The sequence below is a fragment of the Paludibacterium sp. genome, assembly GCF_019232825.1.
Classification (GTDB): domain Bacteria; phylum Pseudomonadota; class Gammaproteobacteria; order Burkholderiales; family Chromobacteriaceae; genus Paludibacterium.
The window spans coordinates 1-21,176 of the sequence record NZ_JAFAND010000110.1 but is presented as its reverse complement, the minus strand read 5'-3'; the positions used below and the strand labels follow the sequence as shown (position 1 = coordinate 21,176).

Below are 21,176 nucleotides of genomic sequence, written 5' to 3'. Positions count from 1 at the left end.
GGCCCGTACCCTCGACAAATTCACAGGCGATCCGGAAAGCAAAAATGAACAAACCGGCAGGGATGGAAGCGGGCACCACCCAGCACGATGTGGAATGGATCCTTACTTTGTTCGGCACTGCCGTGGGCGCCGGCATTCTCTACCTGCCGATTCAGGCGGGGCTCGGCGGTATCTGGCCGGTCCTGATCCTGAGCTGCGTCAGTTTTCCCGTCGTCTGGCTGTCGCATCGCACACTGACGCACTTGGTGGTCACGCACAAGTCGCCGTGCGAATTGCCCCAGGTGGTGGAAGAGGATTTGGGCAACGCCGCCGGATTGGCGGTAAGCCTGTTGTACCTGATTTTTTACTTGGCGCTGGTGGTGGCCTTCGCGACCGGCATGATCAATATCGCCGCGACATTCATCGAGTTTCAGCTCGGGCTGGAAGCGATGCCGCGGCCCATCCTGTGCCTATTGATCGCGCTCGGTCTGTCGGCGGTGATGCTGACCGCCGGCGAAAACGCCATCTTACGCATCACATCCGGCGTGGCCTTCCCCCTCATCGCCGCGCTGCTGTTTCTGTCGGTCTATTTGATTCCCAGCTGGCATGCTGCGCCGTTTTGGCAACTGCCCGACAGCTGGTCTCTGGCCAAGAACCTGCTCCTGGTGGTGCCGATTCTCTTCTTCAGCATGGACTTCTCCGCCATCTGCGCCATGCTGGCCGCCTCCTATCGCCGCCATTACCCCGATGCGCGCGTGGCGATGCGCCGCAGCGATCGCGCCGTGTATTGGAGCAGCCTGATGCTGCTGGTTTTCGTGCTGTTTTTCGCTTTTTCCTGCGTGCTGGCGACACAACCGCATGATCTCAACTTCGCGCTGACGCACAATATCGACGTATTGACCCTGATGTCGCTGCACGTCAAACCGCATTTGCTCAACTATGCGTTGCCGATCCTGGCCTTCGCCACCATTTTGCACTCCTATTTCGCGGCCTTCCTCGGCGCCCGCAACGGCTTGATCGGTCTATTGGGTCAATGGCAGCGCCACCAGCACCAGCCGGAACGCCTGCACTCGCTGGAATGGATCACCACCCTGCTCATCGCCCTGCCGCTGTGGGGCCTTGCCCTGGCCAATCCCTCGATCCTGACATTGATCGGCATGGTGGCCGCGCCGATCATCGCGCTGGTGTGCTATGTCATGCCGGTGTATGTCTTCCGGCGCGTGCCTCGCCTGGCGATCTATCGCGAGCGCGCCAGCGTGCTGGTGCTGCTGGCGGGCGTGTTGATCATGGCGAGTTATTGGCTGGGTAGCCATCAGATGTAAGCAGATGCCGTGCGTTGCGGCGTGAACGCACGGCTGCGCGCAGGGGATTTACCCCGGTAAGCGATCGAGCAGCTTCTGGTGGATGCCGTTGAAGCCGCCATTGCTCATCACCAAAACATGGTCGCCGGGTTTTGCCGCGGCGACGATCGCGGCGAGCATCGCGTCGAAATCGTCGAAGGTATGCGCGCGCGCGCCCAGCGGCGCCAGCGCTTCGGCCGGATGCCACCCTAACCCCGCCGCCGAACAGAACACCAGATCGGCATCGACGAGCGCGCCTGGCAGCGCCTCTTTCATCGTGCCGAGTTTCATCGTGTTGGAGCGCGGCTCCAGCACCGCCAGAATGCGCGCCGCGCCGACCTTGCGCCGGAGCCCGGCCACCGTGGTGGCGATGGCCGTCGGGTGATGGGCGAAGTCGTCGTAGACCGTCACGCCACCCTTCTCGCCGCGCACTTCCATACGTCGCTTCACGTTGCGAAATTGCCCCAGCGCCTCGATTGCCGCCGCGGGCGCCACGCCGACATGGCGCGCAGCCGCGATGGCCGCCAGGGCGTTCATGCGGTTGTGCTCACCCAACAGATCCCAAGCGACACGCCCCTGGAGAACGCCATCGAACAGCACGTCGAAGTGGCCGTGGTCGTCGACCGGGCCGGCTTGCCAACCACCGTCGCCGCCGAAGGTCTCCACCGGCGTCCAAGCGCCGCGCGCCAGCACACGCGCAAGGCTCTCCTCCCTGCCGTTGGCGACGATGCGGCCGTTGGCGGGAATGGTGCGCACCAAGTGATGGAATTGCGTTTCGATGGCGGCAAGATCGGGAAAGATATCCGCGTGGTCGTATTCCAGATTATTGAGAATCGCCGTACGCGGCCGGTAGTGGACAAACTTGGAGCGCTTGTCGAAAAACGCCGTATCGTATTCGTCGGCCTCGATGACAAAGAACGGGCTCACGCTCGCCCCATCCTGCGCGGGGTGGCCGGGCATGCGCGCGGAAACGCCGAAGTTCTGCGGAATGCCGCCGATCAGGAAGCCCGGCGCCAGGCCGGCATGGTCGAGAATCCAGGCCAGCATCGAGCTGGTGGTGGTTTTGCCGTGAGTGCCGGCGACCGCCAATACCCAATGATCGCGCAACACATTCTCCGCCAGCCACTGCGGCCCGGAACAATACGGCAGCCCGCGGTTCAGGATTTCCTCCATCAACGGCTTGCCGCGCGTGACCACGTTGCCCACCACGAACATGTCGGCGCCGATATCCGCCTGTTCGGCGCCAAAGCCTTGAATCAGCTCGATACCCATCGCCTCAAGCTGGGTGCTCATCGGCGGATAAACGTTGGCGTCGCAACCGGTGACGCGATGGCCGGACTCGCGCGCCAGCGCGGCCACGCCCCCCATGAACGTGCCACAGATGCCGAGGATGTGGATATGCATAGAAATAAAGCCAGCGTAGAGAATAAAGCCGGTAGCTTACGCGGGATTGCCCCCCCTCTCAACCGCCACCCCGAGCCGGCTTAGAAAAACACCAACGTCAACAGCACAAACAGCGGCAACAGAAACAGGCCCGACCAGGCGAGATAACCGAAAAAACCCGGCATGCGCACGCGGTGATGGCTGGCGATGCTCTTGATCATGAAGTTGGGTGCATTGCCGATGTAGGTCATCGCCCCCATGAACACCGCCCCCATGGAAATCGCCCGCAAGGTCGAGGATAGCTCCCCCATCAGCCGGTGCGCATCGCCCGCCGCCATATTGAAGAACACCAGGTAAGTGGGCGCATTGTCGAGGAAGCTCGACAACAATCCGGTTATCCAGAAGTAGGCTGGGTCGACCGGCTGTCCGCTGGCGTGGGTGACGACGCGCGACAGGCCGTCAAGCGGCCCCGACGCCCCGGCGCGCAGCATGGCGATCACCGGCGCGATGGTGATGAAGATGCCGACGAACAGTTTGGCCACCTCGGCAATCGGATGCCAATTAAACTCGTTGCTGCCGCGCACCCAGCGCGGCGTCAGCCAAAGCGACAGGCCGGTCAGCACAAGCAGCGTCACGTCGCGCGCCAGGTCCTGCAGCGGCAGCGATACGCCCAGCAGCGATAGCGCCAGACGCGGTTTCCACACCCCGGACAGCAGCACGGCGCCGATAGCCACCATCAGCAGCACCAGATTCACGTGGCCGGACAGACGCAGGGGTTCGTCCGCGGCCTGTGCCGCCGGCAAGTGACGTTCCTTGCGGAAATAATGGCGATCAAGCAGAAAGAACGTCGCCAGCAGCAACGCCTCCGACAGCAGCACCGGCGCCAGCATGTGGATGAAGGTCCAGTTGAAGCTCACCCCATTCAGGAAACCGAGGAACAGCGGCGGATCGCCCAACGGCGTCAGACCGCCGCCGATATTGCCCACGAGAAAAATGAAAAACACCACCACATGCACTTTGTGATGCCGGCCCTTGTTGGCGCGCAGCAACGGCCGGATCAACAACATGGCGGCGCCGGTGGTGCCCATAACCGGCGCGAGCAGCGCCCCCAAGGCCAGAATACGGGTATTGAGCCAGGGCGTGGCGTGCAGGCGCCCTGACAACAGAATGCCGCCGGACAGCGTATACAGCGTCAGCAGCAGAATCAAAAACGGCAGGTATTCAACCAGCAACGCGTGCGCCAACAAGCCGGCAGTGGCCGGCAGGCCGAACCAGGAGGCGAACGGCAGCAGAAACCCGAGCGTGATCGCGGCGACGATCTTGCCGAAGTGGCGGTGCCAGAAGGCCTCGGCAAACATCGGGAACAAGGCGATCGATAGCAGAATGGCGGCGAAAGGCAGCGCCCAGAACAAACTCAGGCGCGCGCCGTCGATGTCGGCGGCCTGCGCGGCCACCGGCACAAGGAACAGCAGACCCGCCAACCCCTTTTGTTGCATCGTTATTCCCTACACTTTTCTGAATGAAGCACAGCGGCAGGGAATACCGGAGCGCCGCCCCGGTCGCCGCCCTAGCGGCTGCGCTTCTGGATAAATTCGATCTTGTAGCCGTCCGGGTCTTCGACAAAAGCGATGACCGTCGTGCCGTGTTTCATCGGGCCTGCCTCGCGCGTCACTTTGCCGCCCTTGGCGCGTACCGCGTCACAGGCGGCGGCGGCGTCGTCGACTTCGAGCGCGATGTGGCCGAATCCGGTGCCCAGTTGGTACTCTGCCGTGTCCCAGTTATGGGTCAGTTCCAATACCGTGTGCTCGGACTCGTCGCCGTAGCCGACAAAAGCCAGCGTGAAGCGGCCTTCCGGAAAATCCTGACGACGCAACAGCCGCATTCCGAGCACCTGTTGATAGAAAGCCAAAGAACGCTCAAGGTTCCCCACGCGCAGCATGGTATGCAACATTCTCATCTGAAGAATCTCCTGTAAATACAGATTTCACCCGATTTCGCCGCCGATGGCAGAGAAATCAGCCGAAGTCGAACAACCGCTCGCCCTCGCGCCGCAACCAGGCGCGCGCGATGCGCCAATCCGGATACAGCCGCGCGGTTTCTTGCCAAAACGCCACGGAATGGTTCATATGCAGCAGGTGCGCCAGCTCATGGGCGATCACATAGTCCAGAATAGCCGGCGGCGCCTGGATCAGCCGCCAGTTCAGGCGGATGCGGCCATCGCGATGACAGCTGCCCCAGCGCGTGCGTGCCGAGGAGAGCAGCAATTGGCCGGGCTCGCGTGCCGCCAACGGCGCGAGACGGCGCCAATGGCGGGGAAATTGCTCGGCGGCCAGGCCAAAGAGGAAATGCGCCACGCGCGCGCGCAAATCATGCGCCGCGCCGCCGAGCACCAGTCCGCCGCCCGTCAGCACCGGGGTTAACAGCGCGGCGGGATCGTGACACAACGGCACTTCCCGGCCCTGCAACCACACGCTGCTAGGCGCATGCGCGCGCGCCTCGGCTTGTGCCGCGCAGCGTTGCCAGTGACGCCAGATCCAATCCGCTTTTTCGTCGAGCACGCGCTGCAGCGTGGTCAGCGGCACGCGGGCTGGCGCCACCAGCTCGACGTGGCTGTCCCGCACGCGAATACCGATGGACTTGCGCGCGCGGCGCACGACCACGATCTCCGGGCAAGTCCCGTCAGGCAGCGTCAGCCGTAGCACCGGGACGCGCCAGACCGGCGCACGGGCCGACGCCGCCAATTTCCTGCTGGCGGGCCTCGATCCAGTCGGCGGCCTCCGTCATCAGGTCGTCAGCGCTCTTGCCGGCCTCCGGCCAGATAGCGGGACCGATCACCACGGTAATCAGTCCCGGGTATTTGAGAAAGGAGTTGCGCGGCCAAAACTCGCCGGCGTTATGCGCGACCGGCACCAGCGGAATCTGCAGGTCGATCGCCATGCGCGCCGCGCCCAGTTTGTATTTGCCGCGCACGCCAGGCTTCACGCGCGTGCCCTCGGGAAACACTGTGATCCAGAAACCGTGCTTCAAGCGCTCGCGGCCCTGCTCGATGATCTGTAGATTGGCGCGGGAGCGGTTGGAACGATTGATCATGATGGCGTTCATCAACGCCAGGCCCCAACCGAAAATCGGAATCCACAGCAGCTCACGCTTGGCGACGTAGATCTGGTAGGGAAAGATGGTTTGCAGCGACAGCGTTTCCCAGCCGGATTGGTGCTTGGAGCAAATGATCGACGGCGTCTTTGGAATATGCTCGCTGCCGAGCACCCGGTATTTCAAACCGATCACATGTTCCAACATCCACATCAGCACCTTGGTCCAGGCCACGCCGAGGAAATGACGCCGACGCCGTGGCAGCGGCGCCAACAGCAACAGACAAAGGAAGAAGATGGTGGTGGAGATGCACAGCACCACCCAGTAGAGCAAATTTCGGATCCAGAGCAACATCGGGCCTCGGTGCGCTTAATTGTAGTCGGGGGACTGAATCAGATATTCGGCGGCATCGTAAAGATTGTCGAATACCCGGGTGCGTTCCGGCAGATCGCCGCCGGCGAGCGTTTTTTGGCCCTTGCCGGTCTTCACCAGAATCGGCAGGCCGCCGACGGCGTCGATGGCTTGCAGATCGCGCAGGCTGTCGCCGATCATCGGCAGCGTTTCCGGCCGGACGTGAAAACGTTCGGCAATCTCCAGCACCATGCCGGGTTCCGGCTTGCGGCAACGGCATTGATCGTTGCGCGTGTGCGGGCAGAACACCACCGCGTCGATGCGGCCGCCGGCCTGCCCGACCAGGCGATGCATCTTTTCGTGCATGCCGTTGAGCGCGTGCATGTCGAACAGGCCGCGGCCGATGCCGGATTGATTGGTGGCCACGACAACGCGCCAGCCATCTTGAGTCAGGTTGGCGATCGCCTCCAGACTATCGGGCAACGGCACCCATTCGGCCGGGCTTTTGACGAAATCATCGCGATCTTGGTTGATGACGCCGTCACGATCGAGAATCACCAGCTTCATGCGGACCTCCGGTCGGGAAACGCCGGCGCGCAAGGCGCCGGCGGGCACAGGCAAAGAACGGTTATTCGGCCAACAGCGAGATATCGGCCACGCGGTTGAACAACGCGGCCAAGCGCGCCAAGAGCGCCAGGCGGTTTTTGCGCACCGCCATATCCTCGTCCATGACCATCACGCCGTCGAAGAAGGCATCCACCGGCGCCTTGAGACTCGACAGCGCGGCGAGCGCGGCGGCGAAGTCGTGCGCGGCGAACTGCGCCTCGACGGTCGGCGCCAGCGCTTCCAGCGCGTCGAGCAGCGCCTTTTCGGCATCGTGCTGCAACAGCGCCTTATCGATCGCGCCGTCTTCACCGTTGGCTTTCTTCAGCAAATTCTTGACGCGCTTGTTGGCGGCGGCAAGCGTGGCGGCCTCCGGCAACCGCTTGAACGCGGCCACGGCGGCCAGCACCGCCGGCACCTCGTGCACGGCGGCCGGCGACAACGCCAACACGGCATCGATCTCGTCGACCTGATAATCACCCGCCAGATAGTTTTTCAACCGCTCCTGGCAGAAGCCGAACACCTCTTCCACCACGGCATCCGACAGCAACCCCGGCGGGAAGGCATCCGCGGCCAGGCGCAGCAAATCGCGCAAGTCCAGCGGCGCGGCCAGCAGCATGCGCAGCACGCCCAGCGCGGCGCGGCGCAACGCGAACGGGTCCTTGTCGCCCGACGGCACGAGGCCAATGCCCCAAATGCCGATCAGCGTCTCCAGCTTGTCCGCCAGCGCCACGCTCGTGGCCACCGCGCCTTGCGGCAACGTATCGGCGGCATTGCGCGGATGATAATGCCCCTCGATCGCCGCCGCGACTTCCGGCTGTTCGCCATCGATCTGGGCGTAATACATACCCATGATGCCTTGCAGCTCGGGAAATTCACCCACCATGTCCGACACCAGGTCAGCCTTGGCGAGCCGGGCAGCGCGCTCGGCTTGGGCCGCGTCCGCGCCCAGGCGTCCGGCGATGGCGCCGGCGATCACTTGCAACCGCTCCACGCGCTGCCATTGACTGCCGATCTTATTGTGGTAAACCACATCGGCCAGACGCGACAGGCGCGACTCAAGCCGCACCTTCTGATCCTGCTCGAAGAAGAACTTGGCATCGGACAGGCGCGCGCGCAGCACGCGCTCATTACCGCCGACGATGGCGGACGGATCGCTCGTCTCCAGGTTGGAGACCAACAGGAAACGGTTTTTCAGCTTGCCGGCGCCGTCGAGCAGCGGGAAATACTTTTGATTCTGCTGCATGGTCAGAATCAGACATTCTTGCGGCACCTTGAGGAAGTCGGTGTCAAAGCCCGCCTCCAGCACCACCGGCCATTCCACAAGCCCGGTCACCTCGTCGAACAACGCCTCGTCGGCGGCGATGGTGGCGCCTTGACGCGCGGCGGCATCGACCAGGCGATGGTGGATCAGTTCGCGGCGCGCGGCGAAGCTCGCCACGACGCGGCCACGCTCGAACATGACGCGGGCGTAGGAGTCGGCATCCGGCAGCGACACCGGCGCCGGGCACAGGAAGCGATGGCCGAGCGTCTCGCGACCGCTCGCGAGTCCCAGCACCTCGCCCGCAACCACCTGGTCGCCGTGCAGCATCACCAAGCCATGGACTGGGCGGACGAACTGATGCTCGGAATCGCCCCAGCGCATCAGCTTGGGCGCCGGCAACTTCTTCAGCGCGCCGACAACGATGGCGGACAATACCTCGGCGAGCGACTGGCCGGCCTTGACGGTGCTCCATGCGTAGACGTCCTGCTTGCCGTCGTGCATCGTCGTCAGCGCGGACACCTCGACGCCGCAGGAACGGGCAAAGCCCAAGAGCGCCGGCGTCGGCTCGCCGCCCTTCATCCCGGCCGCCACGGCCGGCCCCTTGCGCACGATATGCTGCTCGGGCTGCACCGACAGCACTTGCGGCAGCGACACGGCCAAGCGGCGCGGGCTCGCGAATACGGTCGGCGTCGCGTCGGCGGCGACGAATTGCATTTTCTTCAGCTCTTCGTCGATGGTTTCGGCGAAGCTGGCCGCGAGCCTGGGCAAGGCCTTGGGCGGCAGTTCCTCGGTGAGGAGTTCGATCAACAGAGTAGCGTTCATGGCTTATTCGGGTTTCTTGCGCGAGGCAGGGTTGCTGCACACCAGGTCGATCATCGCGCCGGCGAGCGTGTCCTGGTACACCGGCTGCCATTTCCAGGCATAGCGCGGCACCGGATACATCGTCGACCAGACGTGCCTGTTGGTGTCGGTGTAGAAATCGGTGCTCACCAGCACGTACTGATACTTCTTGCAGTCAGCGTAACCGGTGGTGCGGCGAATCCAGTAATTGATCTGGTAGTGCTTGTCATACTGGCGTTGAGTAAAGCGCTCCTGATTGACGAAGTGCGCCAGGCCATCGGGGGTCTGCCAAAGGGCGTTGCGGTCGATCGACAACTCCAGCGCCGCCCCTTGCTGATACACCTGCCAATCAGCCAGACGCTCGGCCGCCGCCGGCATGGCGCAGGCGGCGAGGCAGATTGTCGTCAGCAGCGCGCGCTTCATCCGGCGTTCTTCTGGCACATCGGGAAGCCCAGCGCTTCGCGCGAGTCGTAATAGGCTTGCGCCACTTGGCGCGCCAGGGTGCGAATGCGGCCAATGTAGGCGGCGCGCTCGGTCACCGAAATGGCGCCGCGCGCGTCGAGCAGGTTGAAGGCATGCGCGGCCTTGAGGATCATCTCATAGCCCGGCAGCGCCAAACCGGCGTCCAGCAGGCGCTTGGCCTCGCCTTCGAAGTGATTGAACTGCTCGAACAGGAACGGCACGTTCGAGTGCTCGAAATTGTAACGCGACTGCTCGACCTCGTTTTGGTGGAAAACGTCGCCATAGCTGACCTTCTGGCCGTTCGGGTACACGGTCCAGGTCAAGTCGTAGACGTTTTCCACGCCTTGCAGGTACATGGCCAGCCGTTCCAGGCCATAGGTGATTTCGCCCAGCACCGGCCGGCAGTCCAAGCCGCCGACTTGCTGGAAGTAGGTGAACTGGGTCACTTCCATGCCGTTGAGCCAGACTTCCCAACCCAGGCCCCAGGCACCGAGCGTCGGATTTTCCCAGTCGTCCTCGACAAAGCGGATGTCGTGCACGGTCGGATCGATACCGAGCTCCTTCAGCGAGCCCAGATACAAATCCTGAATATTCGACGGCGACGGCTTGAGCACCACCTGGAATTGGTAATAGTGCTGCAATCGGTTGGGGTTTTCGCCATAACGGCCGTCCTTCGGACGGCGCGACGGCTGCACGTAGGCCGCGTTCCACGGCTCCGGCCCGATGGCGCGCAGGAAGGTCGCGGTGTGCGAAGTCCCCGCGCCCATTTCCATATCGTAAGGCTGCAGCAGGGCGCAACCCTGGCGGTTCCAATAGTTCTGCAGCGTAAGGATAATTTCCTGGAAAGTAAGCATGACGCCGTTCAGCAATAAAGAAAATTAAACGAGGATTCTACCGTTTCGCGGGCGCGTAGGAAAGCAAAGCCCGCTGCAAAGCCCTTGATTCGCCATGCGTTCGCCTTTTTCTTCGCACAACGGCGCCGGCGTGGGCTGCGCCGGCCGATCAAGTCCGGCCATAAATCGACTGGCCTTATGGCCAGCCTCCCTTGTCACCGCCCCCTCGCCGGCATGTATCATTCACATTTCATAAATAATTAAAAATATTTAGTCAAAATAACGAAAAAGGAAAAATTACATGCCCTCCGCTCGCCCCTGGCGAAGGCTGTTGCAAGCCATCGCGCTCGTTGCCCTATTCGGGCACGCCCCGGCACAGGCCGTGCCGGCCTTCGCCCGCCAAACCGGCCTGGATTGCGCCGCCTGTCACGTCGGCGCCCCGGAGCTCACACCATTGGGCAGAGCATTCAAACTGTCGGGCTATACGCTAGGCAGCACCTCGCTGTTCCCCGTGTCGGCCACGCTGACCGCCTCTCGCACCGGCGTGGCCAACAACGTGCAGGGCTACCCCAAAAACAATCAAGGCGTCATCGAGGGCGGCAGCCTGTTTCTCGCCGGCAAGCTGGACGAGCACTTGGGCATCTTATCGAAATGGACGTACGACAACCTGTCGTCCAACACCGATAACAACGGCAATACGCAGTTCGACGCCGGGTTGACCAGCGACAACACCGACCTGCGTCTCGTCGACCATATCGCTCGCCAAGATCTGGATCTGGTCTATGGGCTGTCGCTCAACAATAGCCCCACCGTGCAGGACGTCTGGAACAGCACGCCCGTGTTCGGCTTTCCGTATCAAGTGTCCAATTTGGCGTACAACACCTGGCTCGACTCGCCACCCGCGCCGCTGATCGCCCAAGGACTGGCGCAGCAAGCCATCGGCTTGTCCGCTTACGTATGGCTCAATCAGCGCTGGTATGCCGAGCTCGGCGACTATCAGGCCGCCGACGGCAAGTTCAGTCTGTTTAGCCAAGGCATGACCTTCTACAACCGGCTGGAAGGCAACAACCCCTACTGGCGCCTAGCCTGGAACCAGGACTGGGGGCCGCATTCGCTCGAAATCGGCACGTTCGGGCTCGATGCCCGCGTCAGCACCGTCCCCGGCAACAACGGCGCGCCCGCGAATCATTTGCGCGACATGGGGCTGGATGCGCAATACCAGTACTTGGCCGCTCCCCACAGCATCACCCTGCAAGCCTCGTATATCGATGAGCAGGCCAATTGGAACCAGGCCGGTCTCGGCGTCAACCAAAGCAACGCCAAAGACACGCTGCACAGCGCGCAGGCAAAAATCTCCTACTGGTATCAGCGCCGCTGGGGGCTGACGCTCGGTCTCTTCAACGTCAACGGCAGCCAAGACGCCTTACTCTATCCAGCCTCCGCCAACGGCAGCCCCAACACCCGCGGCCAAATCGTCGAACTCGACTATATGCCGCGCCCATGGTGGCGTCTGGGCTTACAGTACACGGCGTACAACGCCTTCCTGGGCGCGGCGACCAATTACGACGGCAACGGCACCAACGCCCACGACAACAACACCCTTTACCTCTATTCCTGGATGGCCTTCTAGGGCCGTAAAAACACAAAACCCCGCGGGGCACCCGCGGGGTTCAGAATGAGAACGTCGAGGGACTTACGCCCAGTCGAGAATCACCTTGCCCGACTGACCGGACAGCATGGCGTCGAAGCCTTGCTGGAAATCGTCGATCTTGTAGTGGTGGGTGATGATCGGCGAGATGTCGAGGCCGGACTGCAGCAGCGCCACCATCTTGTACCAGGTCTCGAACATTTCGCGGCCATAGATACCCTTGATTTCCAAGCCCTTGAAGATCACCTGGTTCCAGTCGATCGCGGTGTTGGCCGGCGGAATGCCAAGGAGCGCGACCTTGCCGCCGTGGTTCATGGTTTCGAGCATCTGGCGGAACGCCTGCGGGTTGCCGGACATCTCCAGTCCCACGTCGAAGCCCTCGCACATATGCAATTCGCCCATCACCTGGCGCAGATCCTCGCGCGCCACGTTGACCGCGCGGCTCGCGCCCATCTTGCGCGCCAGTTCCAGCCGGTAGTCGTTGACGTCGGTGATCACCACGTGGCGCGCGCCGACGTGGCGGGCGATAGCCACGGCCATGATGCCGATCGGGCCCGCGCCGGTGATCAGCACATCCTCGCCCACCAGATTGAACGACAGCGCGGTGTGCACGGCATTGCCGAACGGATCGAAGATCGACGCCAGATCATCGGAGATGTCCGTCGGAATCTTGAAGGCATTGAACGCCGGGATCACCAGGTATTCGGCGAACGCGCCCTCGCGGTTGACGCCGACACCGACGGTGTTGCGGCACAAGTGGCGACGGCCGGCACGGCAATTGCGGCAATGGCCACAGGTGATGTGGCCTTCGCCGGAAACGCGATCGCCGATCTCGAAGCCGGTGACCTCCGAGCCCATGCCCGCCACCACGCCGACATATTCATGACCGACGTGCATCGGCACCGGAATGGTCTTCTGCGCCCATTCGTCCCAGTTGTAGATATGGATGTCGGTACCGCAGATGGCGGTTTTACGGATCTGGATCAACAGATCGTTGTGACCGATTTCGGGTTTGGCCACATCGGTCAGCCACAACCCGCGTTCAGACTTGAGTTTTGCCAGCGCTTTCATTGTTCTGTCTCCCTGGCGCGGCATCCGCCGCGCCGGTTATGTCTCATCAAAGACCTCAGGCGATCACGCCTAGCTCACGGCCGACGCGAATGAACGCGCTCACCGCCAGTTCGACTTGCTCCGCGGTGTGCGCCGCCGACATCTGCGTGCGGATGCGCGCTTTACCCTTGGGCACCACGGGGAAGGAGAAGCCGATGACGTACACGCCCTCTGACAGCAGCGCGGCCGCCATTTCCGCCGCCAGGCGCGCGTCGCCCAGCATCACCGGAATGATCGGGTGCTGGCCCGGCACCAGGGTAAAGCCGGCCGCGCTCATCTTCTGGCGGAACAGCTCGGCATTGCGCTTGAGGTTGGCGCGCATGCGCGCGCCGTCCTCGGCGAGGATCTCGAACACCTTGAGGCTCGCCGCGGCAATCGCCGGCGCAAGGCTATTGGAGAACAGGTAGGGACGCGAGCGCTGACGCAGCAGCTCGACGATCGCCTTGCGCCCCGACACATAACCGCCGGAGGCGCCACCGAGCGCCTTGCCCAGCGTGCCGGTGTAGATGTCGACCCGGTCGGCCACGCCGCACAGCTCGGGCGTGCCGGCGCCGTGCTCGCCGATGAAGCCGACCGCGTGCGAATCGTCGACCATCACCAGCGCGCCGTAGCGGTCGGCCACTTCGCACAGCGACTTCAGATCGGCGATGATGCCGTCCATCGAGAACACGCCGTCGGTAACGACCAGCTTGAAACGCGCGCCGGCGGCGTCGGCCGCCTTGAGCTGCGCTTCCAGATCGGCCATGTCGTTGTTCTTGTAGCGGTAGCGCTGCGCCTTGCACAAACGCACGCCATCGATGATCGAGGCATGGTTGAGTTCGTCCGAGATCACCGCGTCCTCGTCGGACAGCAGGGTTTCGAAGACCCCGCCATTAGCGTCGAAGCAGCTGGAATACAGGATGGTGTCGTCGGTGTCGAGAAAGCGCGAAATGGCCGCTTCCAGATCTTTGTGCACCTGCTGGGTGCCGCAGATGAAGCGTACCGAGGCGCAGCCGTAGCCGTATTGATCGAGGCCGGCTTTGGCCGCCTCGACCAGCCGCGGATCGTCGGCCAGGCCAAGATAGTTGTTGGCGCAGAAGTTGAGGACATGCTTGCCGTTGCCGAGCGCGACATCCGCCCCTTGCGGGGTGGCGATCACCCGTTCCGGTTTTTCAAATCCGTCGGCGCGGATCTGGGCCAGGGTGGCGTCCAAATGAGCGAGATAGGTGTGGTTCATGGCGTTGACTCATCGATTTGAGGGAAGAAAGGCACGCGGCCGCTCCTGCGCGCTGTTACCACGCGCTGATTTCGACCGTCACCGGCCCCAAAAGGCTGCCGCTGTGCCATAAGATGCCCGGTTTCACTTGCCGCGCTTGATCAGGCGCGCCGCGTCCAGAGCGAAATAGGTCAAGATGCCGTCGGCGCCGGCGCGCTTGAAGGCCAGCAGGCTTTCCATCATGCAAGCCTCTTCATTGAGCCAGCCATTGACGAACGCCGCCTTGAGCATCGCGTATTCGCCCGACACCTGGTACGCGTAGGTCGGCACGCCAAAGGTGTCTTTGACGCGGCGGATCACGTCCAGATACGGCAGGCCCGGCTTGATCATCACCATGTCGGCGCCCTCCTGCAGGTCCATCGCCACCTCCTGCAGCGCCTCGTCGCTATTGGCCGGATCCATCTGGTAGGTGTACTTGTTGCCCTTGCCCAGATTGCCGCTGGAACCCAGCGCGTCGCGGAACGGGCCATAGAAGCTGGACGCGTATTTGGCCGAATAGGCCAGGATCTTGGTATGGATGAAGCCCTGCCCTTCCAGTTCCTCGCGCAGGTAGCCGATGCGGCCGTCCATCATGTCGGAGGGCCCGAGCACGTCGACGCCCGCGGCGGCGTGACACAACCCCTGCTTGATCAGAATCTCGACCGTTTCGTCGTTGAGCACGTAGCCGTTGTCGTCGATCACGCCGTCCTGGCCGTGGATGGTGTACGGATCGAGCGCCAAATCGGTCATCACCCCGAGTTCCGGGAAGCGCGACTTGAGCGCGCGCACCACGGTGGGGACCAGCCCCTTCTCGTTATAGGCTTCCTCGGCGGTATTGCTCTTGCCGCCCTCGATCACCGGAAAGAGCGAAATCATCGGGATGCCGAGTTCCAGCATCTCTTCCGCCGTCTTCAGTAGCAGATCCAGGCTGACCCGGTCCTGTCCCGGCATCGACGCCACCGGCTCGCGGCGATTGTCGCCCTCTTGCACGAATACCGGATAGATCAGGTCGTCGGCGGTCAGCACGTTTTCACGCATCAGACGACGGGAAAAATCGTCACGGCGCATGCGACGCATGCGCGAGAAAGGGAAATCTCGATTGGCAAAAATCATTTCTGGTCTTTTTCTAGTGATAGAGGGGAAGGCGAAAGGGCTTCATCGGCGCCGTCCGCAACGGAATCGCCCGCCTGGCGGGGCAGCATCGGAGGAGGCTCCAGGCGCGACAGCCGCGCCAGGATGGCGACAACCGTTGCGATGGGGCCGGCGATCACCAGCGCCCAAAACCAGGTGGCATGCAGCAGGTTCATTATTCCACAGGTTAAATAATGACAAGGCTATTGTACGCCGATTGGCTTGGCATGCATCAGTTTTTGCCGATATAGCCAAACAATGTGGCACAAACAATATGAAAATTACTGAATCAAAGCATTAAAAAACCCGCAAATCCATGATATGCGGGTTTTTTTGTGCCTAAAGTGTGGCGTGCGAGCCAATCAGGAGAAGAAGTCCTTCAGCTTGTCCATGAACGACTTGGCGCGCGGGTTGTGCGCCGAGACGTCCTGTTGGCTGATTTCCTCGAACTCGCGCAGCAATTCCTTTTGCCGCTCGGTCAGATTGACCGGCGTTTCCACCACCACGTGGCACATCAGATCGCCATAGGTATTGCCGCGCACAGCCTTGATGCCCTTGCCGCGCAAACGGTAGACGCGGCCGCTTTGGGTCTCGCCGCTGATCTTGACCTTGGCCATGCCGTCGAGCGTGGGGATTTCCACCTCGCCACCCAGCGCCGCGGTGGTGAAGCTGATCGGCATTTCGCAGTGCAGGTCCATCGCCTCGCGCTGGAACACCGCGTGCGGCTTGATGTGCGTCACCACGTACAAATCGCCGTTGGGGCCGCCGTTCTCTCCCGGCTCGCCTTCGCCCGCCAGGCGAATGCGATCGCCCTCATCGACCCCGGCCGGGATTTTGACGTTGAGCGTCTTGGTGGTCTTGATCTGACCGGCGCCGTGGCACTTCGGGCACGGATCGGTAATCTGCTTGCCGGTGCCATGGCAGGTCGGGCAGGTTTGCTGCACCGAGAAGAAGCCCTGACTCATGCGCACTTGACCATGGCCGCCGCAGGTGGCGCAGGTCTTGGGCTGCGTGCCTGGCTTGGCGCCGGTGCCGTGGCAGGTGTCGCAGTGCTCGTGCGCCGGAATGCGGATCTGGCGCTCGCAACCGCGCGCCGCCTCTTCCAGCGAGATTTCCATGTTGTAGCGCAGGTCGGCGCCGCGGAACACCTGAGCGCGGCCGCCGCGGCTGCCGCCGAAAATGTCGCCGAAAATATCGGAGAACGCGTCGGAGAAATCACCAAAGCCCTGGCCGCCGCGGAAGCCGCCGGCACCGGCGTTCTGGTCGACCCCGGCATGGCCGAACTGGTCGTAGGCCGCGCGCTTTTGCCCATCGGACAGAATCTCGTAGGCTTCCTTCACCTGCTTGAACTTGTCCTCGGCTTCCTTGCTATCCGGATTGCGATCCGGATGGTATTTCATCGCCAGCTTGCGGTAGGCCTTTTTGATGTCTTCCTCGGCGGCGTCGCGGTTGACCCCCAGTACTTCGTAGTAATCTCGTTTTGACATGTGCTTGACCAGTAACAAAGCACAGAGCCCCCTTGCAGGCGCCCTGTGCTCTCAGTGGAACGAAGGATTACTTTTTGTCCTTAACTTCTTCGAACTCGGCGTCGACCACGTTACCGTCGTCGTGCTTGTCGGCGCCGGCCGCCGCCTGCTGTTCGCCCTCGGGGTTCTGCGCGGCGTACATCTGCTCGGCCAGCTTGTGCGACACCTTCATCAACGCTTCCACCTTGGCGTCGATGGCTTCCTTGTCCTCGCCCTTGAGCACGTCCTCGACTTCCTTGATGGCGGCCTCGATCGCGCTCTTCTCTTCCGCCGACACCTTATCGCCGAAGTCGGTCAGCGATTTCTTGACCGAATGCACCAGCGACTCGCCCTGGTTGCGCGCGGTCACCAGTTCATGCAGTTTGCGGTCTTCCTCGGCGTTGGCCTCGGCGTCCTTGATCATGTTCTGGATTTCCTGCTCGGACAAGCCGCTGGACGCCTGGATGGTGATGTTGGCTTGCTTGCCGGTCGCCTTGTCCTTGGCGCTCACATGCAGGATACCGTTGGCGTCGATATCGAAGGTGACTTCGATCTGCGGCATGCCGCGCGGCGCCGGCGGGATATCCGCCAAGTTGAACTGGCCCAGGCTCTTGTTGGCCGCGGCGCGCTCGCGCTCGCCTTGCAGCACGTGAATGGTCACCGCGGTCTGATTGTCTTCGGCGGTCGAGAAGGTCTGGGTCGCCTTGGTCGGGATCGTGGTGTTCTTCTGGATCAGCTTGGTCATCACGCCACCCATGGTCTCGATGCCCAGCGACAGCGGGGTCACGTCCAGCAGCAGCACGTCCTTGCGTTCGCCCGACAATACCGAGCCTTGGATCGCGGCGCCGACGGCCACGGCTTCGTCCGGGTTGACGTCGCGGCGCGGTTCCTTGCCGAAGAATTCCTTCACCTTATCGATCACCTTGGGCATGCGGGTTTGGCCGCCGACCAGGATCACGTCTTGAATGTCGCCGATCGACAGGCCGGCGTCCTTCAGGGCCACGCGGCACGGCTCGATCGAGCGTTCGATCAGGTCTTCCACCAGCGATTCGAACTTGGCGCGGGTAATCTTCATCGCCAAGTGTTTCGGGCCGGTGGCGTCCATGGTGATGTACGGCAGGTTGACTTCGGTCTGCTGGCTGGAGGACAGCTCGATCTTGGCCTTTTCTGCCGCTTCCTTCAGACGTTGCAGCGCCATCACGTCCTGCTTCAGATCCACGCCCTGGTCGCGCTTGAACTCGGCGATGATGTAGTCGATCACGCGCTGGTCGAAGTCTTCGCCGCCGAGGAAGGTGTCGCCGTTGGTCGACAACACCTCGAACTGGTGTTCGCCGTCGACGTCGGCGATTTCGATGATCGAAATGTCGAACGTGCCGCCGCCCAGGTCATAAACCGCGATCTTGCGGTCGCCTTCCTGCTTGGCCAGGCCGAAAGCCAGCGCCGCGGCGGTCGGCTCGTTGATGATGCGCTTGACTTCCAGGCCGGCGATGCGGCCGGCGTCCTTGGTCGCCTGACGCTGGCTGTCGTTGAAGTAGGCCGGCACGGTGATCACCGCTTCGGTCACTTCCTCGCCCAGATAGTCTTCAGCGGCCTTTTTCATCTTACGCAGCACTTCGGCCGAGATCTGCGGCGGCGCTTGTTCGCCGTCGCGCACCTTGACCCAGGCGTCGCCGTTCTTGGCCTTCATGATCTCGAACGGCATCAGGTCGATGTCCTTCTGCACTTCCTTGTCCTCGAAGCGGCGGCCGATCAGGCGCTTGATCGCGTACAGGGTGTTCTTCGGGTTCGTCACCGCCTGGCGCTTGGCCGGGGCGCCCACCAGGATCTCGCCGTCTTCCATGTAGGCGATGATCGACGGGGTGGTGCGGTTGCCTTCGGCGTTCTCGATGACTTTCGGGTTGCCGTTTTCTACCACGGCAACGCAGGAGTTGGTGGTGCCGAGGTCAATGCCAATGATTTTGCCCATAGTGTTTCCCTTTTAATTCGGTGGAAAACCGCGCTGATCGTGCGGCCTTCTTGATTCATGTTCTGCAAGTCGTGGCGAAATGCACTTTTTCAAGAGTCTTGCCAGTACTTTCCGACAGTTATTTCGCCACCACCACCATCGCCGGGCGCAGCAGGCGGTCGGCGATGCAATAGCCCTTCTGCATCACGCGCACGACGGTATTGGCCTCGGCCTCGGCAGCCTCGCTGCTGATCGCCTGGTGCTTGTGCGGATCGAGCGGTTGCCCCAGCGGATTGATCTCTTCGATCTGAACCTTTTCGAACGCGCTGACGAGCTGCTTGAGCGTCAGATCCACGCCGAACTTGAGGTTGTCGAACTGGCCGCTTTGGTCGGACAGCGCCATCTCCAGGCTATCCTTGACGCTCAACAGCTCCATGGCGAATTTGTTGATCGCGTACTTCTGCGTGCTCGCCAGTTCTTCCTGATAACGGCGGCGCGCATTCTCCATGTCCGCTTTGCTTCTCAGGTACTGATCCTTGACTTGGGCCAGCTCGGCCTCCAATACGCCGATGCGCTCTTCGGCGCTGGCTTCGCTGATGATCTCGGTATGCGATTCCGTCGTCTCGACGGCCTCTACCGCTTCCGTGGCGGCGCTTTCCGGTTTTTCCTGCATGGCGGGTCCTCGATGGATCGGCTACTAAACGTTAACTTTTTGCAAAGTAAGGTCTTTGGCGCCGAATTCAAGAGGTTCATCGCGCGCGACATAAAATCTTCATATCGAATCAATAGCATCATTGCCGCATCCATGCGCGCTTTCGCCCACCTCTATTCGGAAATGCAAAATAAATAACCCGATTTCTGTTCGTTTTCGCTCAAAATTGTTAGCAATTGAAAATAAAGGATTTTTCTGTGCTGCGCTGCACACAAGCACAATTATTTATGCTTAAATAAGTCCACAACATAAACGTCATATGACGTCTTATAGCGGCCGCGCCACCCCAACGACGGCCGTCGCAAAGAGAGAAAACGGCCCCGGAAATCCCGGAACTGCTTCGCCACCGGACACTTACCCCCTGCCGGTGGCGGCCACGAGGAAGTCGCTTGCCGGCGACTTGGAAGAAACACATCGATGAAGGGTAACGTATGACTACTCGCGAACAACGCATTGCCGCCATCCAACAAGACTGGGACCAAAACCCGCGCTGGAAAGGCATCACCCGCGGTTACACGGCCGCTGACGTCGAACGTCTGCGCGGCACCGTGCTCATCGAGCACACCCTGGCCCGCCGCGGCGCCGAGAAACTGTGGAAACTGATCAACGAAGAACCGTTCGTCAACGCGCTCGGCGCACTGACCGGCAATCAGGCCATGCAGCAAGTGAAAGCCGGCCTGAAAGCGATCTACCTGTCCGGCTGGCAAGTCGCCGCCGACGCCAACCTCGGCAGCGAGATGTACCCTGACCAGTCGCTCTATCCGGCCAACTCCGTGCCGGCGGTGGTCAAGCGCATTAACAACACCTTCCAGCGCGCCGACCAACTGCACCATGCCGAAGGCAACGACGACACCGATTTCTTCGCGCCGATCGTGGCCGACGCCGAAGCCGGTTTCGGCGGCGTGCTCAACGCGCATGAGCTGATGAAGAGCATGATCGAAGCCGGCGCCGCCGGCGTGCACTTCGAAGACCAGCTCGCCTCGGTGAAGAAGTGTGGCCACATGGGCGGCAAGGTGCTGGTGCCGAGCCGCGAAGCGGTGGAAAAGCTGGTCGCCGCCCGCCTGGCGGCCGACATCTACGGCGTGCCGACCATCCTGGTGGCGCGCACGGACGCCGAAGCCGCCGACCTGCTGACCTCCGACATCGACGAGCGCGACCGTCCGTTCTGCACCGGCGAGCGCACGGTGGAAGGCTTCTACCGCACCAAGCCCGGTCTGGAACAGGCGATCTCGCGCGGTCTGGCCTATGCGCCCTATGCCGACCTGATCTGGTGCGAAACCGGCAAGCCGGATCTGGAATACGCGCGCAAGTTCGCCGAGGCGATCCACGCCAAGTTCCCGGGCAAGCTGTTGGCCTACAACTGCTCGCCGTCGTTCAACTGGAAGAAGAACCTGGACGATGCCACCATCGCCCGCTTCCAGAAGGAACTGGGCGCGATGGGCTACAAGTTCCAGTTCATCACGCTTGCCGGCTTCCACAGCCTGAACTACTCGATGTTCAACCTGGCCCACGGCTACGCCCGTCAACAGATGACCGCCTTCGTCGAGCTGCAGCAGAACGAATTCGCGGCCGCGGAGAAGGGCTTCACCGCCGTCAAGCACCAGCGCGAAGTCGGCACCGGCTACTTCGACGCCGTGACCCAAACCATCCAGGGCGGGCAGTCGTCGACCACCGCGCTGACCGGTTCGACCGAGGAAGAGCAGTTCCACTAAGTCGGTCGCCGCTCGGCCACCAAAAAGCCGCCTC

General features: G+C 62.2%; 19 protein-coding genes. 3 read left to right on the top strand and 16 right to left on the bottom strand.

The window, feature by feature from the left end; translation table 11 throughout:
- Window positions 1–44: 44 nt before the first annotated feature.
- A complete protein-coding gene (locus JOZ06_RS13955) occupies window positions 45–1,301 on the top strand; it encodes an amino acid permease (RefSeq protein ID WP_293233447.1) in 1,257 nt (418 codons plus the stop codon).
- 48 nt (window positions 1,302–1,349) lie between these two features.
- On the opposite strand, the gene mpl is transcribed toward JOZ06_RS13955, so the two are convergent.
- The 9 genes from mpl to glyQ form a co-directional block, all read right to left on the bottom strand.
- Window positions 1,350–2,723, bottom strand: coding sequence for a UDP-N-acetylmuramate:L-alanyl-gamma-D-glutamyl-meso-diaminopimelate ligase (gene mpl, locus JOZ06_RS13950; RefSeq protein ID WP_293233445.1), 1,374 nt, complete (start codon window positions 2,721–2,723; stop codon window positions 1,350–1,352).
- Window positions 2,724–2,803: 80 nt separating this feature from the next.
- Window positions 2,804–4,198 (bottom strand): sodium:proton antiporter, encoded by a 1,395-nt coding sequence (locus JOZ06_RS13945; protein ID WP_293233443.1) that lies wholly within the window; start codon window positions 4,196–4,198, stop codon window positions 2,804–2,806.
- Between the two features lie 71 nt (window positions 4,199–4,269).
- Window positions 4,270–4,659 carry a lactoylglutathione lyase gene (gene gloA, locus JOZ06_RS13940; protein ID WP_293233441.1) on the bottom strand — a complete coding sequence of 130 codons (390 nt, stop codon included), beginning with the start codon at window positions 4,657–4,659 and terminating at the stop codon, window positions 4,270–4,272.
- 58 nt (window positions 4,660–4,717) lie between these two features.
- Entirely contained in the window at window positions 4,718–5,404 is a 687-nt protein-coding gene (locus tag JOZ06_RS13935) for a SprT family zinc-dependent metalloprotease (protein ID WP_293233439.1), read from the bottom strand.
- On the bottom strand, window positions 5,382–6,143 hold the full coding sequence (locus JOZ06_RS13930; RefSeq protein WP_293233510.1) for a lysophospholipid acyltransferase family protein: 762 nt from the start codon (window positions 6,141–6,143) through the stop codon (window positions 5,382–5,384). The genes JOZ06_RS13935 and JOZ06_RS13930 overlap by 23 nt, the downstream gene beginning before the upstream one ends.
- Window positions 6,144–6,161: 18 nt before the next feature.
- Complete coding sequence (gmhB, locus tag JOZ06_RS13925) at window positions 6,162–6,710, bottom strand: D-glycero-beta-D-manno-heptose 1,7-bisphosphate 7-phosphatase (protein ID WP_293233437.1); 549 nt, start codon at window positions 6,708–6,710, stop codon at window positions 6,162–6,164.
- A gap of 61 nt (window positions 6,711–6,771) precedes the next feature.
- Window positions 6,772–8,832, bottom strand: coding sequence for a glycine--tRNA ligase subunit beta (gene glyS, locus JOZ06_RS13920; protein ID WP_293233435.1), 2,061 nt, complete (start codon window positions 8,830–8,832; stop codon window positions 6,772–6,774).
- A 3-nt stretch (window positions 8,833–8,835) separates the two neighbouring features.
- Window positions 8,836–9,273, bottom strand: coding sequence for a surface-adhesin E family protein (locus JOZ06_RS13915; protein WP_293233433.1), 438 nt, complete (start codon window positions 9,271–9,273; stop codon window positions 8,836–8,838).
- A complete protein-coding gene (gene glyQ / locus JOZ06_RS13910) occupies window positions 9,270–10,166 on the bottom strand; it encodes a glycine--tRNA ligase subunit alpha (RefSeq protein ID WP_293233431.1) in 897 nt (298 codons plus the stop codon). The genes JOZ06_RS13915 and glyQ overlap by 4 nt, the downstream gene beginning before the upstream one ends.
- Before the next feature lie 280 nt (window positions 10,167–10,446).
- Between glyQ and JOZ06_RS13905 the strand changes: the two genes are divergently transcribed.
- A complete protein-coding gene (locus JOZ06_RS13905; RefSeq protein ID WP_293233429.1) occupies window positions 10,447–11,775 on the top strand; it encodes a hypothetical protein in 1,329 nt (442 codons plus the stop codon).
- A gap of 63 nt (window positions 11,776–11,838) precedes the next feature.
- Here the strand turns inward: JOZ06_RS13905 and tdh are convergent, their stop codons facing one another.
- From tdh to grpE, 7 genes are all read right to left on the bottom strand, one after another.
- Window positions 11,839–12,864, bottom strand: a complete 1,026-nt coding sequence (gene tdh, locus JOZ06_RS13900; RefSeq protein WP_293233427.1) for an L-threonine 3-dehydrogenase — start codon at window positions 12,862–12,864, stop codon at window positions 11,839–11,841.
- A 55-nt stretch (window positions 12,865–12,919) separates the two neighbouring features.
- Window positions 12,920–14,119: a glycine C-acetyltransferase gene (locus JOZ06_RS13895; protein ID WP_293233425.1), complete on the bottom strand. Its 1,200-nt coding sequence runs from the start codon at window positions 14,117–14,119 to the stop codon at window positions 12,920–12,922.
- Between the two features lie 123 nt (window positions 14,120–14,242).
- Window positions 14,243–15,250, bottom strand: coding sequence for a porphobilinogen synthase (gene hemB / locus JOZ06_RS13890; RefSeq protein ID WP_293233423.1), 1,008 nt, complete (start codon window positions 15,248–15,250; stop codon window positions 14,243–14,245).
- Complete coding sequence (locus JOZ06_RS13885) at window positions 15,247–15,444, bottom strand: hypothetical protein (RefSeq protein ID WP_293233421.1); 198 nt, start codon at window positions 15,442–15,444, stop codon at window positions 15,247–15,249. Before JOZ06_RS13885 ends, hemB begins: the two co-directional genes overlap by 4 nt.
- A 186-nt stretch (window positions 15,445–15,630) precedes the next feature.
- Window positions 15,631–16,755: a molecular chaperone DnaJ gene (gene dnaJ, locus JOZ06_RS13880; protein ID WP_293233419.1), complete on the bottom strand. Its 1,125-nt coding sequence runs from the start codon at window positions 16,753–16,755 to the stop codon at window positions 15,631–15,633.
- A gap of 67 nt (window positions 16,756–16,822) precedes the next feature.
- Window positions 16,823–18,739: a molecular chaperone DnaK gene (gene dnaK / locus JOZ06_RS13875; protein WP_293233417.1), complete on the bottom strand. Its 1,917-nt coding sequence runs from the start codon at window positions 18,737–18,739 to the stop codon at window positions 16,823–16,825.
- A 118-nt stretch (window positions 18,740–18,857) separates the two neighbouring features.
- The gene (gene grpE / locus JOZ06_RS13870; RefSeq protein WP_293233415.1) at window positions 18,858–19,391 is read right to left on the bottom strand and encodes a nucleotide exchange factor GrpE; all 534 of its coding nucleotides are present in this window, start codon (window positions 19,389–19,391) and stop codon (window positions 18,858–18,860) included.
- Window positions 19,392–19,861: 470 nt separating this feature from the next.
- Here grpE and aceA point away from each other — a divergent pair, with 470 nt between their 5' ends.
- On the top strand, window positions 19,862–21,142 hold the full coding sequence (aceA, locus tag JOZ06_RS13865; RefSeq protein WP_293233413.1) for an isocitrate lyase: 1,281 nt from the start codon (window positions 19,862–19,864) through the stop codon (window positions 21,140–21,142).
- Window positions 21,143–21,176: the final 34 nt, after the last annotated feature.

Coding starts and splice junctions, on each gene's coding strand:
- mpl (WP_293233445.1), bottom strand. CDS start 2,723: ATGCATATCCACATCCTCGGCATCTGTGGCACGTTCATGGGGGGCGTG.
- JOZ06_RS13945 (WP_293233443.1), bottom strand. CDS start 4,198: ATGCAACAAAAGGGGTTGGCGGGTCTGCTGTTCCTTGTGCCGGTGGCC.
- dnaJ (WP_293233419.1), bottom strand. CDS start 16,755: ATGTCAAAACGAGATTACTACGAAGTACTGGGGGTCAACCGCGACGCC.
- gmhB (WP_293233437.1), bottom strand. CDS start 6,710: ATGAAGCTGGTGATTCTCGATCGTGACGGCGTCATCAACCAAGATCGC.
- JOZ06_RS13955 (WP_293233447.1), top strand. CDS start 45: ATGAACAAACCGGCAGGGATGGAAGCGGGCACCACCCAGCACGATGTG.
- hemB (WP_293233423.1), bottom strand. CDS start 15,250: ATGATTTTTGCCAATCGAGATTTCCCTTTCTCGCGCATGCGTCGCATG.
- glyS (WP_293233435.1), bottom strand. CDS start 8,832: ATGAACGCTACTCTGTTGATCGAACTCCTCACCGAGGAACTGCCGCCC.
- glyQ (WP_293233431.1), bottom strand. CDS start 10,166: ATGCTTACTTTCCAGGAAATTATCCTTACGCTGCAGAACTATTGGAAC.
- dnaK (WP_293233417.1), bottom strand. CDS start 18,739: ATGGGCAAAATCATTGGCATTGACCTCGGCACCACCAACTCCTGCGTT.
- JOZ06_RS13905 (WP_293233429.1), top strand. CDS start 10,447: ATGCCCTCCGCTCGCCCCTGGCGAAGGCTGTTGCAAGCCATCGCGCTC.
- grpE (WP_293233415.1), bottom strand. CDS start 19,391: ATGCAGGAAAAACCGGAAAGCGCCGCCACGGAAGCGGTAGAGGCCGTC.
- JOZ06_RS13895 (WP_293233425.1), bottom strand. CDS start 14,119: ATGAACCACACCTATCTCGCTCATTTGGACGCCACCCTGGCCCAGATC.
- JOZ06_RS13915 (WP_293233433.1), bottom strand. CDS start 9,273: ATGAAGCGCGCGCTGCTGACGACAATCTGCCTCGCCGCCTGCGCCATG.
- tdh (WP_293233427.1), bottom strand. CDS start 12,864: ATGAAAGCGCTGGCAAAACTCAAGTCTGAACGCGGGTTGTGGCTGACC.
- JOZ06_RS13885 (WP_293233421.1), bottom strand. CDS start 15,444: ATGAACCTGCTGCATGCCACCTGGTTTTGGGCGCTGGTGATCGCCGGC.
- gloA (WP_293233441.1), bottom strand. CDS start 4,659: ATGAGAATGTTGCATACCATGCTGCGCGTGGGGAACCTTGAGCGTTCT.
- aceA (WP_293233413.1), top strand. CDS start 19,862: ATGACTACTCGCGAACAACGCATTGCCGCCATCCAACAAGACTGGGAC.